This is a genomic window from Streptomyces sp. NPDC046203 (assembly GCF_040646255.1).
In the GTDB taxonomy this organism is placed as follows: domain Bacteria; phylum Actinomycetota; class Actinomycetes; order Streptomycetales; family Streptomycetaceae; genus Streptomyces.
Genome location: NZ_JBEYZX010000082.1, coordinates 1 through 16,794 on the forward strand (window position 1 = coordinate 1; position 16,794 = coordinate 16,794).

Here is a 16,794-nt window from a genome sequence, read left to right on the forward strand (position 1 = left end):
GGTACTGCAGGGGGGACCCTGTGGGAGAGTAGGACGCCGCCGAACAATCTTTGTGGGGAAGCCCCGCACCTTATGGTGCGGGGCTTTTCTGCGTTTACGGTCTCCACGTTCCGGGCCCCATAAGATCCGGACCATGCGCTACGACCTGGTGATCTTCGACAACGACGGTGTGCTCGTCGACAGCGAGCCGATTTCCAACCGGCTCCTCGCCGGCTACCTCACGGAACTCGGACACCCCACCACCTACGAGGAGTCGGTGCGGGACTACATGGGATCCGCGATGCACCGGATCCACGACCTGGTCGAGGAACGCACCGGACAGCGGCTGCCGGCCGACTTCGACGCGACCTTCCACACGCGGGTCTTCGCCGCCTTCGAACGGGAGCTGCGGCCCGTGGCCGGCGTCGGCGACGTGCTGCGGCGGCTGACCGAGACGGGCACGCCGTACTGCGTGGCCTCGTCCGGAAGCCATGAGCGGATCCGGGTCGGGCACCGCACCACCGGGCTCGCCCCCTGGTTCCCCGACGAGATCGTCTTCAGCGCCGACGACGTCGGCCGAGGCAAGCCCGCCCCCGACCTCTTTCTGCACGCCGCCGCCCGGATGGGCGTGGCACCCGCCCGGTGCGTGGTCGTCGAGGACAGCCGGCTCGGTGTCGAGGCCGCGCTCGCGGCCGGGATGGACGTCTACGGCTTCACCGCGATGACCCCCGAGGAGAAGCTCACCGGAGTGAACGGGCACTTCGCCGACATGGCGCTGCTGCCCGCGATATTGGGCATGTGATCCATCTACCGCGGGGTAGGCCCCGGCCCTACTGTGCCGCCATGACAGATGCGCGGTTGCGGCACGGGCGGGGCTCCCTGGCGTTCAGCTTCTTCACCCAGGGGGCCACCTTCGCCCTCCTGGTGACCAGGATCCCGGCGATCCAGGACCGGTACGGGATATCCGACGGGCTGCTGCCCGCCTTCCTCGCCGCCGTCCCGGTGCTCGCCGGGGTGTCGAGCGTGCTCACCGAGAAGCTCGCCGCCCGCGTCGGGCCCGCGGCCGTCCTGCGCTGGGCACAGCCCGTGGTGCTGCTCGCCCTGCTCGCCGTCGGAGCCGGCTCAGGGCTGGGGTGGGCGGCCCTGGCGCTCGGCCTCTTCGGGCTCTCCGTCGGCTCGCTCGACGCGTCCATGAACATGCTGGGCGTGAGCCTCCAACGGGCGTACGGGCGAAGCATCATGCTCGGCTTCCACGCCGCGTACAGCCTCGGCGGCATCGCCGGCGCCTCCCTCGCCTGGGTGGGGGCACACTGGCATCTGCCGCTGTTCACCTCGTACCTGCCGGTCGTCGCCGTCCTGCTGCCCGCCGCCCTCGTCGGCAGCCGCTGGTACACCGACGGCGCGGACGGGAAGCCGGGGGAGAGCGCGACTCCGGCCGGGAGTCCGCAACCGACGGCCGCTCAAGGCATCGCGTTCCGGCTGCTGTTGCCGCTCTGCCTGGTGATGACCTTCGCCTATATAGGGGACTCCACGGTCTCCAACTGGTCCGCGAAGTACCTCCAGGACGTGCTGCACAGCTCGGAGGAGCTGGCGACCGTGCCGTACAACGCGTACATGGTGACGACTCTCCTCGGGCGGGCCGTCGGCGACCTCGGGGTGCGGCGGTTCGGGGCGGCGCTCGTGGTGCGCTGCGGCGCCGTGCTCGCGGCGCTCGGCTTCGCGGTGGTGGCCGCCGCGCCCGGCGCGTGGACCGGGATGGCCGGGTTCACGGTGCTCGGCCTCGGCCTGAGCGTGGTCGTCCCGCAGACCTTCGCCGCCGCCGGACGGCTGTTCCCCGGGGCGAGCGACGCGGCCGTGGCGCGGCTCAATGTCTTCAACTACGTCGGCTTCCTCGTCGGCTCGCCGCTCGTGGGCGCGCTGGGCGACGCGTGGACGTACCGCGGGGCGATGCTGGTGCCGATGGTGTTGGTCCTGGTGACGGTGGTGTACGCCACGTCGTTCGGCGCGCGTCCGGCCGGATACGGTGGCGGGCATGAGCAGCCGCGCACTGTTGATGTGGGATGAGGCGGTCACCGGGTACGACTTCGGGGCCCAGCATCCGATGGACCCGGTGCGGCTCGCGCTGACCATGAGTCTGGTGCGGGCGTACGGCACCGACCGCGCGCTCGACATCGTCGCCGCCCCGCCGGCCGGGGAGTCGACCCTGCGGCTCGTGCACCGCGCCGACTATCTGGCGGCGGTCCGGGCCGCGTCCGCCGACCCGCGCGCGGCCGACCCGGCGTACGGGCTCGGGACGACGGACGATCCGGCGTTCAAGGAGATGCACGACGTGTCCGCGTTGATCGCCGGGCAGTCGGTGGCCGCGGCGGAGGCGCTGTGGCGCGGCGACACCACGCACGCGGTGAACTTCGCGGGCGGACTGCACCACGCGATGCCCGGGGCGGCGTCCGGGTTCTGCGTCTACAACGACGCGGCCCTCGCGATCGCCCGGCTGCTCGAACTGGGCGCGGAGCGGGTGGCGTACGTCGACGTGGACGCGCACCACGGGGACGGCGTGCAGGCGGCGTTCTGGGAGGACCCGAGGGTCCTGACGATCTCGGTGCACGAGCACCCCCGGACGCTGTTCCCGCATACCGGCTGGCCGCAGGAGACGGGCGCCACCGGGCCCGGCGAGGGCAGCGCGGTGAATCTTCCGCTGCCCGCCGGCACCGGGGACGAGGGCTGGGTGCGGGCGTTCCACGCGGTGGTGCCGGAGCTCCTCGCGGACTTCCGGCCGCAGGTCCTGGTCACCCAGCACGGCGCGGACACCCACTTCGAGGACCCGCTGACGCACATGGCGGTGTCCCTGGACGCGCAGCGGGCGGTCCAGGTGGCCTGTCACGACCTGGCGCACAGCCATGCCGAGGGAGGCAGGTGGCTGGCGCTCGGCGGCGGCGGATACGCGGTGGTGGACGTCGTCCCGCGCTCGTGGGCGCATCTGGTGGCGATCGCGGCGCACGCCCCGGTGGATCCGGAGTCGGTGATCCCGCCGTCGTGGCGCGACGAGGTGTACGCGCGGACGCGGCAGCCCGGGCCCCGGCGGATGACGGACGGGCGCTGGCCGGTGGCGTGGCGGGAGTGGACGGACGGGTACGACCCGGCGGACCGGCTGGACCAGGCGGTGCTCGCGACCCGGCGGGCGGCGTTCCCGGCGCGGGGACTGCTGGCCTGAGCCGCGCGGGCCGGAAAGCCTGCCCGAAGCTCCTGCCCGAAGCCGCTCCCGAAGGCGCCCCCGAAGCCCCCGCCCGGGTTACGCCGACCGTGCGGTCCCGCGCCGATTCGGGCCCCGGGGGCGGGGCCGTTCGGCAGCATCTTGCCCGTGTGGAGTACCAGGGCGCTGCGGGCGCATCTGCTGGCCACCGGCCTGGCCGGAACGGTGGCGACCCCGCGGGAGACGAATCTGCGCAGCTACCGGCTCTTCGCCGCGGGTGATCCGAGGGTGACGCTGGGCCTCGATCCGGCGGGCGGATGGGACGAGACGGAACTGCTGCGGCTGATGGCGCGCCGCTGCGGGGTGTCGGCGGACCCGGCGTACCGCTCGGGGCCGGACCGGATCGACCCGGAACGCACGCTCCGTGCCCTCGACGCGTTCGCCGAGCGGCTCGGCGAGGCGGCCGGACGGCGCGCTCCGGTGCTCCTTGGGACGGGCCATCCGCACCGGCTGCTCGGTTTCTACGTCGCTCTGGCAGACGCTTTGTCGGCGGCGGGATGTCTTGTCCTCACCCCGGCGCAGGGGAGATGTGTCGACATAACGACCCGGTTCGGCGTACGCACGCACCTCCTCGACTACGTACGGGGAGTGGCGTTCGTGCGTGCCGGGGACCTGTCGGCGGCAGGGCGTGTACCCGGGGCGCACTCCCATTCCCCGCTGCCGGTTAGGGCGGCCCTGGAGAGCGCGGCCGAGGCGGGCGGGCCGCTGCCGCAGCTGGTGGTCGGAGACCACGGATGGGTCTGCGGGGCAGGTCAGCTGGGTATCGAGAGCATCGGGCTGGCCGATACGGACGATCCCGCGTTGTTCGTCGGGGAGGCCGAGGGGCAGGTGTCCGTGACCGTTCCGGTTGATGACGGGGTACGGGCGGAGTCGTATCGTCCACTCACACGCTATGTACTCAATCGAGCGTGTCTGTCACGGTAAACGGCCGATCGCAGCTCCTCTTCCCCACTCGTACCACCCGCCCCTAGTCTGGGCGTGAGCGCGCAGCGACGAAGAGTCACCGGAGGGGAAGCCGGTGTGCGTCGCGTGCGGAAGGTACAGGTGGGTCATGGCTGCAGGAGATCGGCCTCTCAACGAGGTGAAGTTTCTGACCGTGGCGGAGGTCGCCTCGGTGATGCGCGTCTCGAAGATGACCGTGTACCGGTTGGTGCACAGCGGTCATCTGCCGGCGATCCGGGTGGGCAGGTCCTTCCGGGTCCCGGAGCAGGCTGTTCACGAGTACCTGAGAGAGTCCTTCGTGGGGGTCGCGACCGCGTAGCGGGCAGGCCCGGCGCCGGTCGGGGCCGGGAAACACCGGTCGGCTGTTCTTCGTCGCTCCTCGGATTACCTGCGGGTCGCTCGGGACGGTAGGCTAGCCCCTCGTAGGTCGTGTGGGCCCAGACGCCCCGCACCGATCCCCGCTTGCGCGGGGAGGTTCCGAGAAGTGAGCGAGGGTAGTCGTGGGCTCTGTTATCAAGAAGCGGCGTAAGCGGATGGCCAAGAAGAAGCACCGCAAGCTGCTGAAGCGCACGCGCGTTCAGCGTCGCAACAAGAAGTAAGGCGACGCTGCGACCGCAGCGTATGTGCGTCGGCGTGGCCCCCCACCGGATTCCGGTGGGGGGCCACGCCTTTTGTCGTACGGGGTGTCGCGGGTGTCGTACGGACGCGGGCGCGGGGCCCCGGCGGGGAGGCGCTACGGTGGCCGTCGGCGCAACACCGCCCCCTCGAAGCCCCATCGAACGGAAAGGCGCTCGTCTTGGGCAAGGTCGTGCTCGTCACCGGTGCGGCCCGTCATCTGGGCGCCCGTTTCGTCCGGCGGATCCAGCGGGACCCGGACGTGGAGCGGGTGATCGCCGTGGACGCGGTGCCGTCCCCGCACGCGCTGGGCGCGGCCGAGTTCGTCCGGGCCGACATCCGGCAGCCCGCCGTCGCGAAGATCCTCGCCCGGTACGACGTGGACACCGTCGTCCACATGGACGTCACGGGCACGGCGCTGGGCACCGGCGGCCGGACGTCGGTCAAGGAGACCAACGTCATCGGCACCATGCAGCTGCTGGGCGCCTGCCAGAAGTCGCCGAGGATCCGGCGGCTCGTGGTGAAGTCGACGACGAGCGTGTACGGGGCCGCGCCCCGCGACCCGGCCGTCTTCACCGAGACGACGCCGGCGAAGTCGCTGCCGAGCGGGGGCTTCGCCAAGGACGCCGTCGAGGTCGAGGGATATGTACGGGGCTTCGCCCGGCGCCGCCCGGACGTGGCGGTGTGCGTCCTGCGGTTCGCCAACATCCTCGGCCCGAGGGTGGACTCGCCGCTCACCGAGTACCTGGCGCTGCCCGTCCTGCCGACGGTCCTCGGCTACGACCCGAGGCTGCAGTTCGTCCACGAGGACGACGTCCTGGACGTCCTGGAGATCGCCGCGCGCGAGCCGCGCCGGGCGACCCTCAACAGCGGAACCTTCAACATCGCCGGAGACGGGGTGCTGCTGCTGTCCCAGTGCGCGCGGCGGCTCGGCCGGCCGACGGCCCCGGTGCTGCTGCCCGCGGTCACCTGGGTGGGGCAGGTGCTGCGTACCGCCGGGGTGACGGACTTCTCGCCCGAGCAGATCCGGCTGCTCACCCATGGACGGGTGGTGTCCACCGTCCAGATGCGCGAGACGCTCGGTTTCTCGCCGCTGTACTCCACGGCGGACGCCTTCGCCGACTTCGCGCGCAGCCTGGGGCCGGGGCTGCTGCCGCCGGAGCGGCTCGTGAGGGCCGTGGACCGGCTCGCCGGGCGGCTGGTGCCCGGCACTCTCCCCGATGTTCCGGCCGGCAGCTGAGGAGCCCGATCACGATGGCGGACGCCAAGGTCATTCCCTTCGACGACGACCGCTCGCGGGCGCGCCGCCGTCCCGCGCGGGCCGAGGGCGAGGCCCCCGTACGGGCGCTGCCGGCGCAGCCCCGGGGACAGGACCGGACCCGGGACCGGGACGGGGATCAGGAGGCCGGAGAGGACCCGGGGCAGGGCCTCGCGTCCGGCTCCGAGGCGCCCGGGATCGCAGCGGGGGAGGGGGAGCGGGACGGCTGGGAGCGGCGGCTCGCGAGCGGGCTCGCGTTCCTGCGCCGGCGGGTCACCGGCGACTACGAGGTCGACGAGTTCGGCTACGACGAGGAACTCACCGACCAGGTCCTGATGTCCCTGCTGCGCCCGGTGTACGAGAAGTACTTCCGGGTGGAGGTGAAGGGCATCGAGAACATCCCGGCGGAGGGCGGTGCCCTGGTGGTCGCCAACCACTCCGGGACGCTGCCGCTGGACGGTCTGATGATGCAGGTCGCGGTGCACGACCATCATCCGGCGGACCGTCATCTGCGTTTGCTGGCCGCCGATCTGGTGTTCATGATGCCGGTGGTCAACGAACTGGCCCGCAAGGCGGGGCACACGCTGGCGTGCGGCGAGGACGCGGAACGGCTGCTGCGGGCGGGCGAGATCGTCGGGGTGATGCCGGAGGGCTTCAAGGGCATCGGGAAGCCGTTCGCCGAGCGGTACAAGCTCCAGCGCTTCGGGCGGGGCGGGTTCGTGTCGACGGCGCTGCGGGCCGGGGTGCCGATCGTGCCGTGCTCGGTGATGGGCGCGGAGGAGATCTACCCGATGCTCGGCAACGCGCGGACGCTCGCGCGGCTGCTCGGCCTGCCGTACTTCCCGCTGACCCCGACCTTCCCCTGGCTCGGGCCGCTGGGCGCGCTGCCGCTGCCGACGAAGTGGACGATCGAGTTCGGCGAGCCGATCCCGACGGACGGCTATCCGCTGGAGGCGGCGGAGGACCCGATGCTGATGTTCAATCTGACCGACCAGGTGCGCGAACAGATCCAGCACACGCTGTACAAGCTGCTGGTGCAGCGGCGGTCGGTGTTCTTCTGACCCGCGCCCGTACGACCGTGTGACCGTACGACCGCGCCATCCCGCAGCCGTCCGCGGCCGTACCGCCATACGTCCGGAGAACGCCGTGTGAGGGTGCGTCCCCTGGTGGGAGGCACCCTCACACGACGGATGGAGCGGGTGTCAGTCGGCGGCGCTTCCGCTGTCGATGCCGAGGCCCGGCAACAGGCCCGGGAGGAGCGGCGGGAGCGTCACTTCGGGAGCGGCCGGGGCCGACTCCTTGCCGGACGGGGAACCGCTCGGCCGCGGCTGCTGCGGTGGGTTGAGCAGATCGCCCGCGCCGCCGAGCAGCCCGCCGTCCTCCGGCGCGCCCGATCCCGCTGCCGCACCGGGGCTGGAGCCGGCGGGGGCGGGCTGGGTGCTGTCGCCCTCGTGCGACGGGGTGGCCGACGCGGTGTGCGACCGCTCCGGGTCGGCCGTCGGGGTGGCGCGAGGAGTGCTCGGGTCGCTGGATCCCGCCGTGCCGCGCGCGGGCGGCCGGGGGAGCAGGGACTGCAGCGGCCCGACTTCTTCGTCTATGGCCGCGAAGACATCGCTCACCTCGTTGCTCACATCGGTGAGCTGGACCGGGAGCCGGTCGCGCAGTCCGTCCCAGGTGGCGCGGTGGGACCGGGTGAAGGAGTTCAGCCGGGCCATGGGGGCGATCTCGCCGTCCCGCTGGTACGCCTGACGGAGCAACCGGTGGCCTTCGGAGGCGTCGTGCGTCATGCCGCCGAGGACCCGGCGGATCTCGCCGAGCGATTCGTGGTCGAGGTCGCCGGAGCGGCCGCGCTCCATCAGCCGGCGGGCCTCGTTGAGCCGGGTGGACGCCTGGTCGAGATAGATCCCGCCCCGGTCGGCGTCGTCGTCGGCCATCCCGCGCTTGATGTCCTCCATGCCCCGCTTGAGCCCGTAGAGGGAGTCACCGGGGAGGGCGTCGGAGCTGGCCGCGGCCACGCCGCCGAACGCCCCGGCCGCCACGCCGACCGTGAGGCCGCCGGCCGCCAGGCCCTTGGACCAGCGTGAACGGGGGCGCAGTCTGCGGAGCGGTGAGGCCCGGTGGGCCCCCTTGGCGGAGCCCCGCTGCCCCGGCACCGTAGGGCCCGCGGCGGCGTTCGACTCCGCGAGCATCGCTTCCATGGCGGCGACGAGCTGGGCTCGTTGCACCACCTTGACCTCGGGGTCCATCTCCGGCTTCGGCAGGGTGCCGAGACCGTTCGCCAGGGCCAACAGCCTTCCCCGCTCGGCCGATTCGGCCGATGCCTCGGACAGCTCGGCCGCCGCACCCTCGGACGGCCGATCCTCCAGGGCCTGGGCGAAGGCGTTCGCCCGCCGGTGCGTCGAAACGTTCGCGATCACTGGCGGCACCTCCTCTCGTCATGACGGTCGACTTCCCGAGGGGTTCGGAGGGTTGCACACCTTGAGCCCATCCACCCGAAGGAGTGAACGGAGGGGGTCTTGGTGTGACCGCGGGAAGCCTGCATTTCGCACAACGAGCGGCGCGGCACTTGGGTTACGCGCGAAGGATGATCGGACCAGTGCGTCATCGAGTCGTCACCGACTGTGGGTTGGGCGGGTGGGGAGAGAACCGAAGGGGGTGTGGGGGGTGCGGGGGGTGAAGGGTGCGGGGGAGGGGCGGGCTGTCAGGGCTGACGGGGGTGGCGCGTGGGGGGTGCCGGACGGTCAGCGGGCGTCTTCCGGGAGGAGGCGGGCCAGGGTGCGGACGGCCCGGTACTGGAGGGTCTTGATCGCGCCCTCGTTCTTGCCCATGACCCGGGCGGTCTCGGCGACCGACAGGCCCTGGAGGAATCGGAGCGTGACGCATTCCTGCTGTTGGGGGTTGAGACGGCGTACGGCGTCGAGGAGGGCGGCGTTGGAGAGGGACTCCAGGACGGAGTCCTCGGGGCTGCGTTCGACCTCGTTGGCGTCGAGCATCTCGCCGGTGGTGACCTCCAGCCGGAAGCGGCTGGACTTGAAGTGGTCGGCGACGAGGTTGCGGGCGATGGTGACGAGCCAGGCGCCGAAGTCCCGGCCCTGCCAGGTGAAGGTGGAGATACGGCGCAGGGCGCGCAGGAAGGTCTCGCTGGTGAGGTCCTCCGCCGTCGCCTTGCCGCCGACGCGGTAGTAGATGTAGCGGTAGACCGTGTCGCTGTACTGGTCGTAGAGGCGGCCGAATGCCTCGGCCTCGCCCGCCTGGGCGCGTTCGACCAGGTCCATCATGCGGGCGCTGTCGCTGTCGGCGGTGGGCCGGCGGGCGGCGGCGGTCGGGGTGGCGGAGCCGCCCCGGGTGGCGCGTCTGCCCACCGCGGCGCTGGTTTCGGCCAGGGCGTAGCAGGGACCGGCGGGTGCCGGTGCGGCGAAGGCGGGTCCGCCGAAGGCGGGTGCGGCGTACGCGGTGGGGACGAAGCCGCGCAAGTGGCCGACGACCCTCGCGCGCAGCGTAGCCAGGCCCGAGGCGTCAACCCCGACGTGTGGGTACACGGGACTCCCAGAGGCAGAGCTTCCATCACGTGCAGTGCGGGACCGTTCACTCGTCGTGGCGACGTGTGGGTTCCGTTGTGCGTCTGAGGAGAATAACGCTTCGTACAGGCGGCGCTACACCCAGTTGCCAAAATCACCGATTCGGTTGGTTCCGTTGCCACTTGAGGGCGAAAAAAGGCGTGCTTGGTGATCGAATGTGGACGCCTGGGCTTTCGAATTTGATCGGAGCGGAGATCGGTTGTGCTCGGCCGCGCGGCGTGAAGGTGGTCAGCGCCGCTGTCGGGCAGGGGGCGTACGAGTCAGGCGGTTGACGTGTGCGGGAATGTTCGACCACGGACGGGTGAGGGTCGCCGGTCCGGGACTGTCGTGGTCGATCGCAGCCGAAACGTATCGGCGGGCGCGGCGGGGCGCGGTGCGGTGCGCCGGGGGAGGGCCGCAGACATGGGGCGGCGCCCGGGCGTCGTGCGGCCCGGGCGCCGTAAAAAAGACGGAGGAAGGGGCGGGTCAGCGCCTGCGGCGGTGCAGCGCGACCGCGGCGGCGGTGCCGCCCGCCAGCGCGCCGACCCCGGCGGCGGCCGGGATGCCGACCCTGACCGCCTTGCGGCCGGTCCGGTAGTCGCGCAGCCGCCACTCGCGGTCCTTGGCGTACTTGCGCAGCTTCGCGTCCGGGTTGATCGCGTAGGGGTGCCCGACCAGCGACAGCATGGGGATGTCGTTGTGCGAGTCGCTGTACGCGGCGCAGCGCGCGAGCTCCAGGCCCTCGGCTGCGGCCAGCGCCCGGACCGCCTCGGCCTTGGCCGGGCCGTGCAGCAGCTCGCCGACCAGCTTTCCGGTGTAGACGCCGTCGACCGACTCGGCGACCGTGCCGAGCGCGCCGGTCAGCCCGAGGCGGCGGGCGATGATCGCGGCCGTCTCCACGGGTGCGGCGGTGACCAGCCAGACCTTCTGGCCGGCGTCCAGGTGCGCCTGGGCGAGCGCGAGCGTGCCGGGCCAGATCCGGTCGGCCATGTACTCGTCGTAGATCTCCTCGCCGATCGACATCAGCTCGGAGACCTTGTGGCCCTTGACGATCGACAGGGCGCTGTCGCGGGCCTCCTGCATGTGCGCCGGGTCCTCGACGCCGGCCAGCCGGAACCATGCCTGCGCCCAGGCGAAGCGGGCGAGTTCGCGGCGCTGGAAGAACTTCCGCTTGTACAGGCCGCGGCCGAAGTGGAAGATCGCGGCGCCCTGCATGACGGTGTTGTCGAGGTCGAAGAAGGCGGCGGCGCGATCGTCGCCGGCCACCGGGAACTCGGGTTCCTCGGGCGCGGTCTCGGCGGCGGCCGCCTCGGCCGCCTCCTCCCGCTCCTTCTCCAGCTGGAGCGAGGTCTTGCGGGCCGCCTCCGCGGCGGCCTCGCCTGCCAGAACGCTGCGCGCGGTGGCGGAGCGCCTACGGGGGGTGAGCCATCCCAGAGCGGCCATGTTGCGAGCATAACCAGTCCGTTCGGTCCTCCCCGACGCGCGCGGTCGGCGCGCGGGGGAAGGGCGCGTGAACAGGGTGCGCGGGCGGCCCTGGACGGCCTCGGGCCGGAGGGGCGGTCGGCGGTTTCGGGCCGGGGCGGACCGCCGGTTCCGGGGCGGGGGGCCGCCGGCGGCGCCGGGCGCGCGCAGAATGGACGGCATGTTCGGGCGTACGAAGAAGAAGAGCGGTCCGCGCGCGGTGACGCTGATCGGCAAGCCGGGGTGCCATCTGTGCGACGACGCCAGGGAGGTGGTCGCGCGGGTGTGCGCCGAGACCGGCGCCGTATGGGAGGAGAAGGACATCAGCCAGGACGAGGAGCTGTACCGCGCCTACTGGGAGCAGATCCCGGTGGTTCTGGTCGACGGCGAGCAGCACACCTTCTGGCGGGTCGACCCGGAGCGGCTCCGGCGCGAACTGGGCGCGTGACCGAAAAGACGGCTCGCGCGGCTCGTATCGACGAGGTTTTGTCGGCCTTCGGGGGCGGCTCCGCAGGGAGAGTGTGCGGTTTTGCCCCCGTCGGTTTCTTCACGCACGGATCGGCTTCGCGGTTCCCTACCGTCGGGATCCAGCCACGTGACCCCGGTCACTTTGGGTAGACAAAACGGACACCATCTTTGTGCACGCGTTCACAAAGACATAGCCTGCATCCGACGGGGCGGTCCTGGGACGCATGGCCGCCTGCAGCCTCGCTCATCCCGCAGGAGCACCGTGGCAACTGGCCGAACTCACCGACCGGCGACCCGTAGCCGAGGAATTCCCGAGGCCACCGTCGCCCGACTTCCGCTGTATCTGCGTGCCCTCACGGCACTCTCGGAGCGCTCCGTACCCACGGTCTCCTCCGAGGAGCTCGCAGCCGCGGCAGGGGTCAATTCCGCCAAGCTGCGCAAGGACTTCAGCTACCTCGGCTCGTACGGGACGCGCGGCGTCGGCTACGACGTCGAGTACCTCGTCTACCAGATCTCCCGTGAGCTCGGGCTGACCCAGGACTGGCCCGTTGTCATCGTCGGCATCGGCAACCTGGGCGCCGCCCTGGCCAATTACGGCGGGTTCGCCTCCCGTGGTTTCCGGGTCGCCGCGCTCATCGACGCCGACCCGGCCATGGCCGGCCGGCCGGTCGCCGGGATGCCCGTGCAGCACACCGACGACCTGGAGCGGATCATCCGGGACGACCGTGTCTCCATCGGTGTCATCGCCACCCCGGCCGGCGCCGCCCAGCAGGTCTGCGACCGGCTCGTGGCCGCGGGCGTGACCTCGATCCTCAACTTCGCGCCGACCGTGCTGTCCGTGCCCGACGGCGTCGACGTGCGCAAGGTCGACCTCTCCATCGAGCTGCAGATCCTCGCCTTCCACGAGCAGCGCAAGGCCGGCGAGGAGCCGGGCGGCGTCCCCGCCCGTCCCGCCGCCGGTGCCGCCTCCGCCGTGACCGGGCCCGCCGCCGTGCAGAGCGCCGCCGTGCCGTCCGCCGCCCCCGCCGGCACCGAGGACCCCCTTCGCAAGGGTCCTGACGGGGACATGCCCGCGGTGATGCCCGCATGAGCCTCCTCGTCGTCGGTCTCAGCCACCGCACCGCCCCCGTCAGCCTGCTCGAACGCGCCTCCCTCACCGCCGAGGCCAAGGTCGGCCTGCTGCACGACACCCTCGCCGCCGAACCGGCCGCCGAGGGCACCGTGCTCGCCACCTGCAACCGCATCGAGCTGTACGCCGACGTGGACAAGTTCCACGCCGGTGTCGCCGAGCTGTCCACGCTCCTCGCCCAGCACAGCGGCGTCGGCCTGGACGAGCTCACCCCCTACCTCTACGTGCACTACGAGGACCGGGCCGTCCACCACCTCTTCTCGGTGGCCTGCGGACTGGACTCCATGGTCGTCGGCGAGGGCCAGATCCTCGGCCAGATCAAGGACGCCCTCGCCACCGGCCAGGAACAGCACACCGCCGGACGCCTGCTGAACGACCTCTTCCAGCAGGCCCTGCGGGTCGGCAAGCGCGCCCACAGCGAGACCGGCATCGACCGGGCCGGGCAGTCGCTCGTCACCTTCGGCCTGGAGCAGCTCGCCGGCGGCACCGGACCCGAGACGATCGGCGCCTGGGCCAAGGGCAAGCGCGCCCTCGTCATCGGCGCCGGCTCGATGTCCTCGCTCGCCGCCGCCACCCTCGCGCGCGCCGGTGTCGCCGAGATCGTCGTCGCCAACCGCACCCCGGCCCGCGCCAAGCGGCTCGTGGAGATCCTCACCCAGCCCGGAACGGGTACGGGTGTGGCCGCGCGCGCCGCCGAAATGGTTGCCGTCGGCGACGAAATGGCCGACGCCGACATCGTCGTCTCCTGCACCGGGGCCACCGGCCTCGTGCTGACCGCCGGCGACATCGAGACCGCGCTCGCCGCCCGTGCCGCCACGCACGCCGCCCGCGCCGACGGCTCCCGCCCGGACCCCCTGTACCTGCTCGACCTCGCCATGCCCCGCGACATCGACGCCGCCGCGCACCACATCCCCGGTGCCCGCCTCGTCGATATCGAGTCGCTGGCCGAGGCCTCCGCCGACGCGCCCATGGCCACCGACGTCGACCAGGTCCGCGACCTGGTCTCCGACGAGGTCGCCGCGTTCGGCGCCGCCCAGCGCGCCGCCCACATCACCCCGACCGTGGTCGCCCTGCGCGCCATGGCCGCCGATGTCGTGGCCGGCGAGATCGCGCGCCTCGAAGGCCGGCTGCCCGGCCTCGACGGCAAACAGCGCGCGGAGATCACCCAGACCGTGCGCCGCGTGGTCGACAAGCTCCTGCACGCGCCGACCGTGCGCGTCAAGGAACTCGCCGGCGAGCCCGGTGGCGCCGGGTACGCGGACGCGCTGCGGACACTCTTCGACCTCGACCCGGGGACGGTTGCCTCTGTCAGCCGGGCCGACCTTAACGACGGCGACGTCAAGAACCGAGGGCGAGTATGACCGAGAGGGCACTGAGGCTCGGGACCAGGCGCAGCAAGCTCGCCATGGCCCAGTCCGGACACGTGGCCGATGCGGTCCGGGAGCTGACCGGCCGGCCCGTGGAGCTCGTGGAGATCACGACCTACGGGGACACCTCGCGCGAGCACCTGGCGCAGATCGGCGGCACCGGCGTGTTCGTCGCCGCGCTGCGCGACGCGCTGCTCGCCGGCGAGGTCGACTTCGCCGTGCACTCCCTCAAGGACCTGCCGACCGCGCAGCACCCGGACCTCGTGCTCGCGGCCACCCCGCGCCGCGAGGACCCGCGCGACGTCCTCGTCGCCCGCGAGGGGCTGACCCTGGACCGGCTCCCGGACGGCGCCCGCGTCGGCACCGGCTCGCCGCGCCGCATGGCCCAGCTCAACGCGTACGCGCGCAGCCACGGCCGGACCTTCCGGACCGTACCGATCCGCGGCAACATCGACACCCGGATCGACTACGTGCGCAAGGGCGAGCTGGACGCGGTGGTACTCGCCGCCGCCGGGCTCAACCGCATCGGCGGAACCGAGGAGCTGACCGGCTCCCTGACGCTCGACTTCCTGTCGACCGACACGGTCCTGCCCGCCCCCGGCCAGGGGGCCCTGGCCATCGAGTGCCCGGCGTCGAACGCCGGCCTCGTCGCCCTGCTCGCCGAGCTCGACGACCCGTACACCCGGGCCGCCGTGACCGCCGAGCGATCCCTGCTCGCCGCCCTGGAGGCCGGCTGCTCCGCACCCGTGGGTGCGCTGGCCGACCTCGGGGCCGAAGGCCCCGGTCAGCAGGCTGTCACCGAAATGCGCCTGCGCGGCGTCGTCGGCACCACCGACGGTTCCACGCTGGTGCAGCTGTCCACCACCGGTCCCGTACCCACCTCGTACGAGGAGGCCATGGCGCTCGGACGCGAAATCGCGGACGAGATGCTCGCCAAGGGTGCGGCCGGTCTTATGGGGGAGCGAGCACTTTGAGCCCCACCAGCCCGACCACCAGCCCCGCGTCCGCCGCCTTCCTCGGCCACGGTCACGTCACCTTCCTCGGCGCCGGTCCCGGCGACCCGGGTCTGCTGACGCTCCGGGCCGTCGAGGCCCTGGCCGGCGCGGACGTCCTGATCGCCGAGCCGGAGGTGCTCGAAGTCGTCCGCTGCCATGCGCGCGCGGGCGTGAGCACGCCTGAGCTGACGGTTGTCGACGAAGCGTCAACAGCCGTCGCGGTCCCCGTGTTGAGGGATGCCGCCAATCTTGTCATGGAGGCGGCGCGCGGCGGCAAGCGGGTCGTCCGTGCCGTCACCGGCGACCCCGGCCTCGACGGCAACGCCGGCGGCGAGATGCTCGCCTGCGCCACCGAGGGCATCCCCTTCGAGGTCGTGCCCGGCGTCGCCACCGCCGTCGGCGTCCCCGCGTACGCCGGTGTCCCGCTGCGCGACGCGCAGGGCACCGACGTCCGCTTCGTCGACGCGCGCAGCGCCGACGACCGCTGCTGGGCCGAGGTCGGCGCCTCCGACGGCACCGTCGTCGTGTCCACCACCCTGGACTCCGTCGCCGCCGCGGCCGGCGAGCTGGTCGCGGCGGGCCGCCGGCCCGACACCCCGCTCACCGTCACCATCGCCGGTACGACGACGCGCCAGCGCACCTGGACCGCGACGCTCGGCACCATCGCCCAGGTCTTCAAGCAGGGCAAGGTGCTCCCCTCCCCCGAGGGCCACCGCCCGGCCATAGCCGTGGTCGGCGAGCGCAGCGCCCCGGCGCAGCGCGACCAGCTCGCGTGGTTCGAGTCCAAGCCGCTGTTCGGCTGGCGCGTGCTCGTCCCGCGTACCAAGGAGCAGGCCGCGTCGCTCTCCGACCAGCTGCGTTCCTACGGCGCGGTGCCGCACGAGGTGCCGACCATCGCCGTCGAGCCGCCGCGCACCCCGCAGCAGATGGAGCGGGCCGTCAAGGGCCTGGTCACCGGACGCTACGAGTGGATCGCCTTCACCTCGGTGAACGCCGTCAAGGCCGTCCGCGAGAAGTTCGAGGAGTACGGGCTCGACGCCCGCGCCTTCGCCGGGATCAAGGTCGCGGCCGTCGGCGAGCAGACCGCCGCCGCGCTCGTCGACTTCGGCGTGAAGCCCGACCTGGTGCCCAGCGGCGAGCAGTCCGCCGCCGGTCTCCTGGAGGACTGGCCGCCGTACGACCCGGTCTTCGACCCGATCGACCGCGTCTTCCTGCCGCGCGCCGACATCGCGACCGAGACGCTCGTCGCCGGTCTCATCGAGCTCGGGTGGGAGGTCGACGACGTCACCGCCTACCGGACCGTGCGCGCGTCGCCGCCGCCGGCGGACACGCGCGAGGCGATCAAGGGCGGCGGCTTCGACGCGGTCCTCTTCACCTCGTCGTCGACCGTGCGCAACCTCGTCGGCATCGCCGGCAAGCCGCACAACGTCACCGTCATCGCCTGCATCGGGCCCGCCACCGCGAAGACCGCGGAGGAGCACGGGCTGCGGGTCGACGTGCTGTCGCCGGAACCGTCCGTGCACAAGCTGGCCGAGGCGCTGGCCGAGTTCGGGCTGCGGCGCCGGGCCGCGGCGCGGGAGGCCGGGGAGTCGGTGACGCGGCCGAGCGAGCGGCGTCCGGGCGCGCGGCGGCGTCGTACGACGTAACACGTAGTGCGGTGGTGGGGGGGGGGGGGGGGGCCCCCCCCCCCCCCGGGGGGGGGGGGGGGGGGGGGGGGGGGGGTGCCGTAAGCGGTGGGACCGGTCTCGCTTCCGTCGGGGCCGTGCTCGGGCG

General features: G+C 72.6%; 16 protein-coding genes. 13 read left to right on the forward strand and 3 right to left on the reverse strand.

The annotated features are described in order from the left end of the window. The first annotated feature begins 133 nt into the window (after window positions 1–133). From ABZ990_RS30510 to ABZ990_RS30545, 8 genes are all read left to right on the forward strand, one after another. Window positions 134–781 carry an HAD family hydrolase gene (locus ABZ990_RS30510; RefSeq protein ID WP_361238633.1) on the forward strand — a complete coding sequence of 216 codons (648 nt, stop codon included), beginning with the start codon at window positions 134–136 and terminating at the stop codon, window positions 779–781. Between the two features lie 41 nt (window positions 782–822). After that, window positions 823–2,043, forward strand: coding sequence for an MFS transporter (locus tag ABZ990_RS30515; RefSeq protein ID WP_361238636.1), 1,221 nt, complete (start codon window positions 823–825; stop codon window positions 2,041–2,043). Beyond that, entirely contained in the window at window positions 2,012–3,190 is a 1,179-nt protein-coding gene (locus ABZ990_RS30520; RefSeq protein ID WP_361238639.1) for an acetoin utilization protein AcuC, read from the forward strand. The genes ABZ990_RS30515 and ABZ990_RS30520 overlap by 32 nt, the downstream gene beginning before the upstream one ends. A 147-nt stretch (window positions 3,191–3,337) precedes the next feature. Further along, on the forward strand, window positions 3,338–4,153 hold the full coding sequence (locus ABZ990_RS30525; protein WP_361238642.1) for a phosphatase: 816 nt from the start codon (window positions 3,338–3,340) through the stop codon (window positions 4,151–4,153). Between the two features lie 127 nt (window positions 4,154–4,280). Continuing rightward, entirely contained in the window at window positions 4,281–4,490 is a 210-nt protein-coding gene (locus ABZ990_RS30530) for a helix-turn-helix domain-containing protein (RefSeq protein ID WP_046910004.1), read from the forward strand. Between the two features lie 181 nt (window positions 4,491–4,671). Then, window positions 4,672–4,770: an AURKAIP1/COX24 domain-containing protein gene (locus ABZ990_RS30535; RefSeq protein ID WP_003948845.1), complete on the forward strand. Its 99-nt coding sequence runs from the start codon at window positions 4,672–4,674 to the stop codon at window positions 4,768–4,770. A gap of 197 nt (window positions 4,771–4,967) precedes the next feature. Next, the gene (locus ABZ990_RS30540) at window positions 4,968–6,026 is read left to right on the forward strand and encodes an NAD-dependent epimerase/dehydratase family protein (RefSeq protein ID WP_361238645.1); all 1,059 of its coding nucleotides are present in this window, start codon (window positions 4,968–4,970) and stop codon (window positions 6,024–6,026) included. Window positions 6,027–6,040: 14 nt separating this feature from the next. Next, window positions 6,041–7,105, forward strand: coding sequence for a lysophospholipid acyltransferase family protein (locus ABZ990_RS30545; protein WP_361238648.1), 1,065 nt, complete (start codon window positions 6,041–6,043; stop codon window positions 7,103–7,105). A 141-nt stretch (window positions 7,106–7,246) separates the two neighbouring features. Here the strand turns inward: ABZ990_RS30545 and ABZ990_RS30550 are convergent, their stop codons facing one another. The 3 genes from ABZ990_RS30550 to ABZ990_RS30560 all read right to left on the reverse strand — a co-directional run bounded on the left by ABZ990_RS30550 (window position 7,247) and on the right by ABZ990_RS30560 (window position 11,044). Next, complete coding sequence (locus ABZ990_RS30550) at window positions 7,247–8,461, reverse strand: DUF5667 domain-containing protein (RefSeq protein ID WP_361238651.1); 1,215 nt, start codon at window positions 8,459–8,461, stop codon at window positions 7,247–7,249. 324 nt (window positions 8,462–8,785) lie between these two features. Continuing rightward, a complete protein-coding gene (locus tag ABZ990_RS30555; protein WP_361238654.1) occupies window positions 8,786–9,583 on the reverse strand; it encodes an ECF subfamily RNA polymerase sigma factor, BldN family in 798 nt (265 codons plus the stop codon). 504 nt (window positions 9,584–10,087) lie between these two features. Next, entirely contained in the window at window positions 10,088–11,044 is a 957-nt protein-coding gene (locus tag ABZ990_RS30560; protein WP_361238657.1) for an HAD-IB family hydrolase, read from the reverse strand. A gap of 190 nt (window positions 11,045–11,234) precedes the next feature. On the opposite strand from ABZ990_RS30560, the gene ABZ990_RS30565 reads away from it, so the two are divergent. The 5 genes from ABZ990_RS30565 (at window position 11,235) to ABZ990_RS30585 (ending at window position 16,667) form a co-directional block, all read left to right on the forward strand. Beyond that, on the forward strand, window positions 11,235–11,510 hold the full coding sequence (locus ABZ990_RS30565; protein WP_361238660.1) for a glutaredoxin family protein: 276 nt from the start codon (window positions 11,235–11,237) through the stop codon (window positions 11,508–11,510). 282 nt (window positions 11,511–11,792) lie between these two features. Beyond that, complete coding sequence (locus tag ABZ990_RS30570; RefSeq protein ID WP_361238663.1) at window positions 11,793–12,620, forward strand: redox-sensing transcriptional repressor Rex; 828 nt, start codon at window positions 11,793–11,795, stop codon at window positions 12,618–12,620. Further along, entirely contained in the window at window positions 12,617–14,020 is a 1,404-nt protein-coding gene (locus ABZ990_RS30575; protein WP_361238667.1) for a glutamyl-tRNA reductase, read from the forward strand. Before ABZ990_RS30570 ends, ABZ990_RS30575 begins: the two co-directional genes overlap by 4 nt. Next, entirely contained in the window at window positions 14,017–15,000 is a 984-nt protein-coding gene (hemC, locus tag ABZ990_RS30580; protein WP_361238671.1) for a hydroxymethylbilane synthase, read from the forward strand. The genes ABZ990_RS30575 and hemC overlap by 4 nt, the downstream gene beginning before the upstream one ends. Then, window positions 14,997–16,667, forward strand: coding sequence for a uroporphyrinogen-III synthase (locus ABZ990_RS30585; RefSeq protein ID WP_361238674.1), 1,671 nt, complete (start codon window positions 14,997–14,999; stop codon window positions 16,665–16,667). The genes hemC and ABZ990_RS30585 overlap by 4 nt, the downstream gene beginning before the upstream one ends. The last annotated feature ends 127 nt before the right edge of the window (window positions 16,668–16,794 follow it).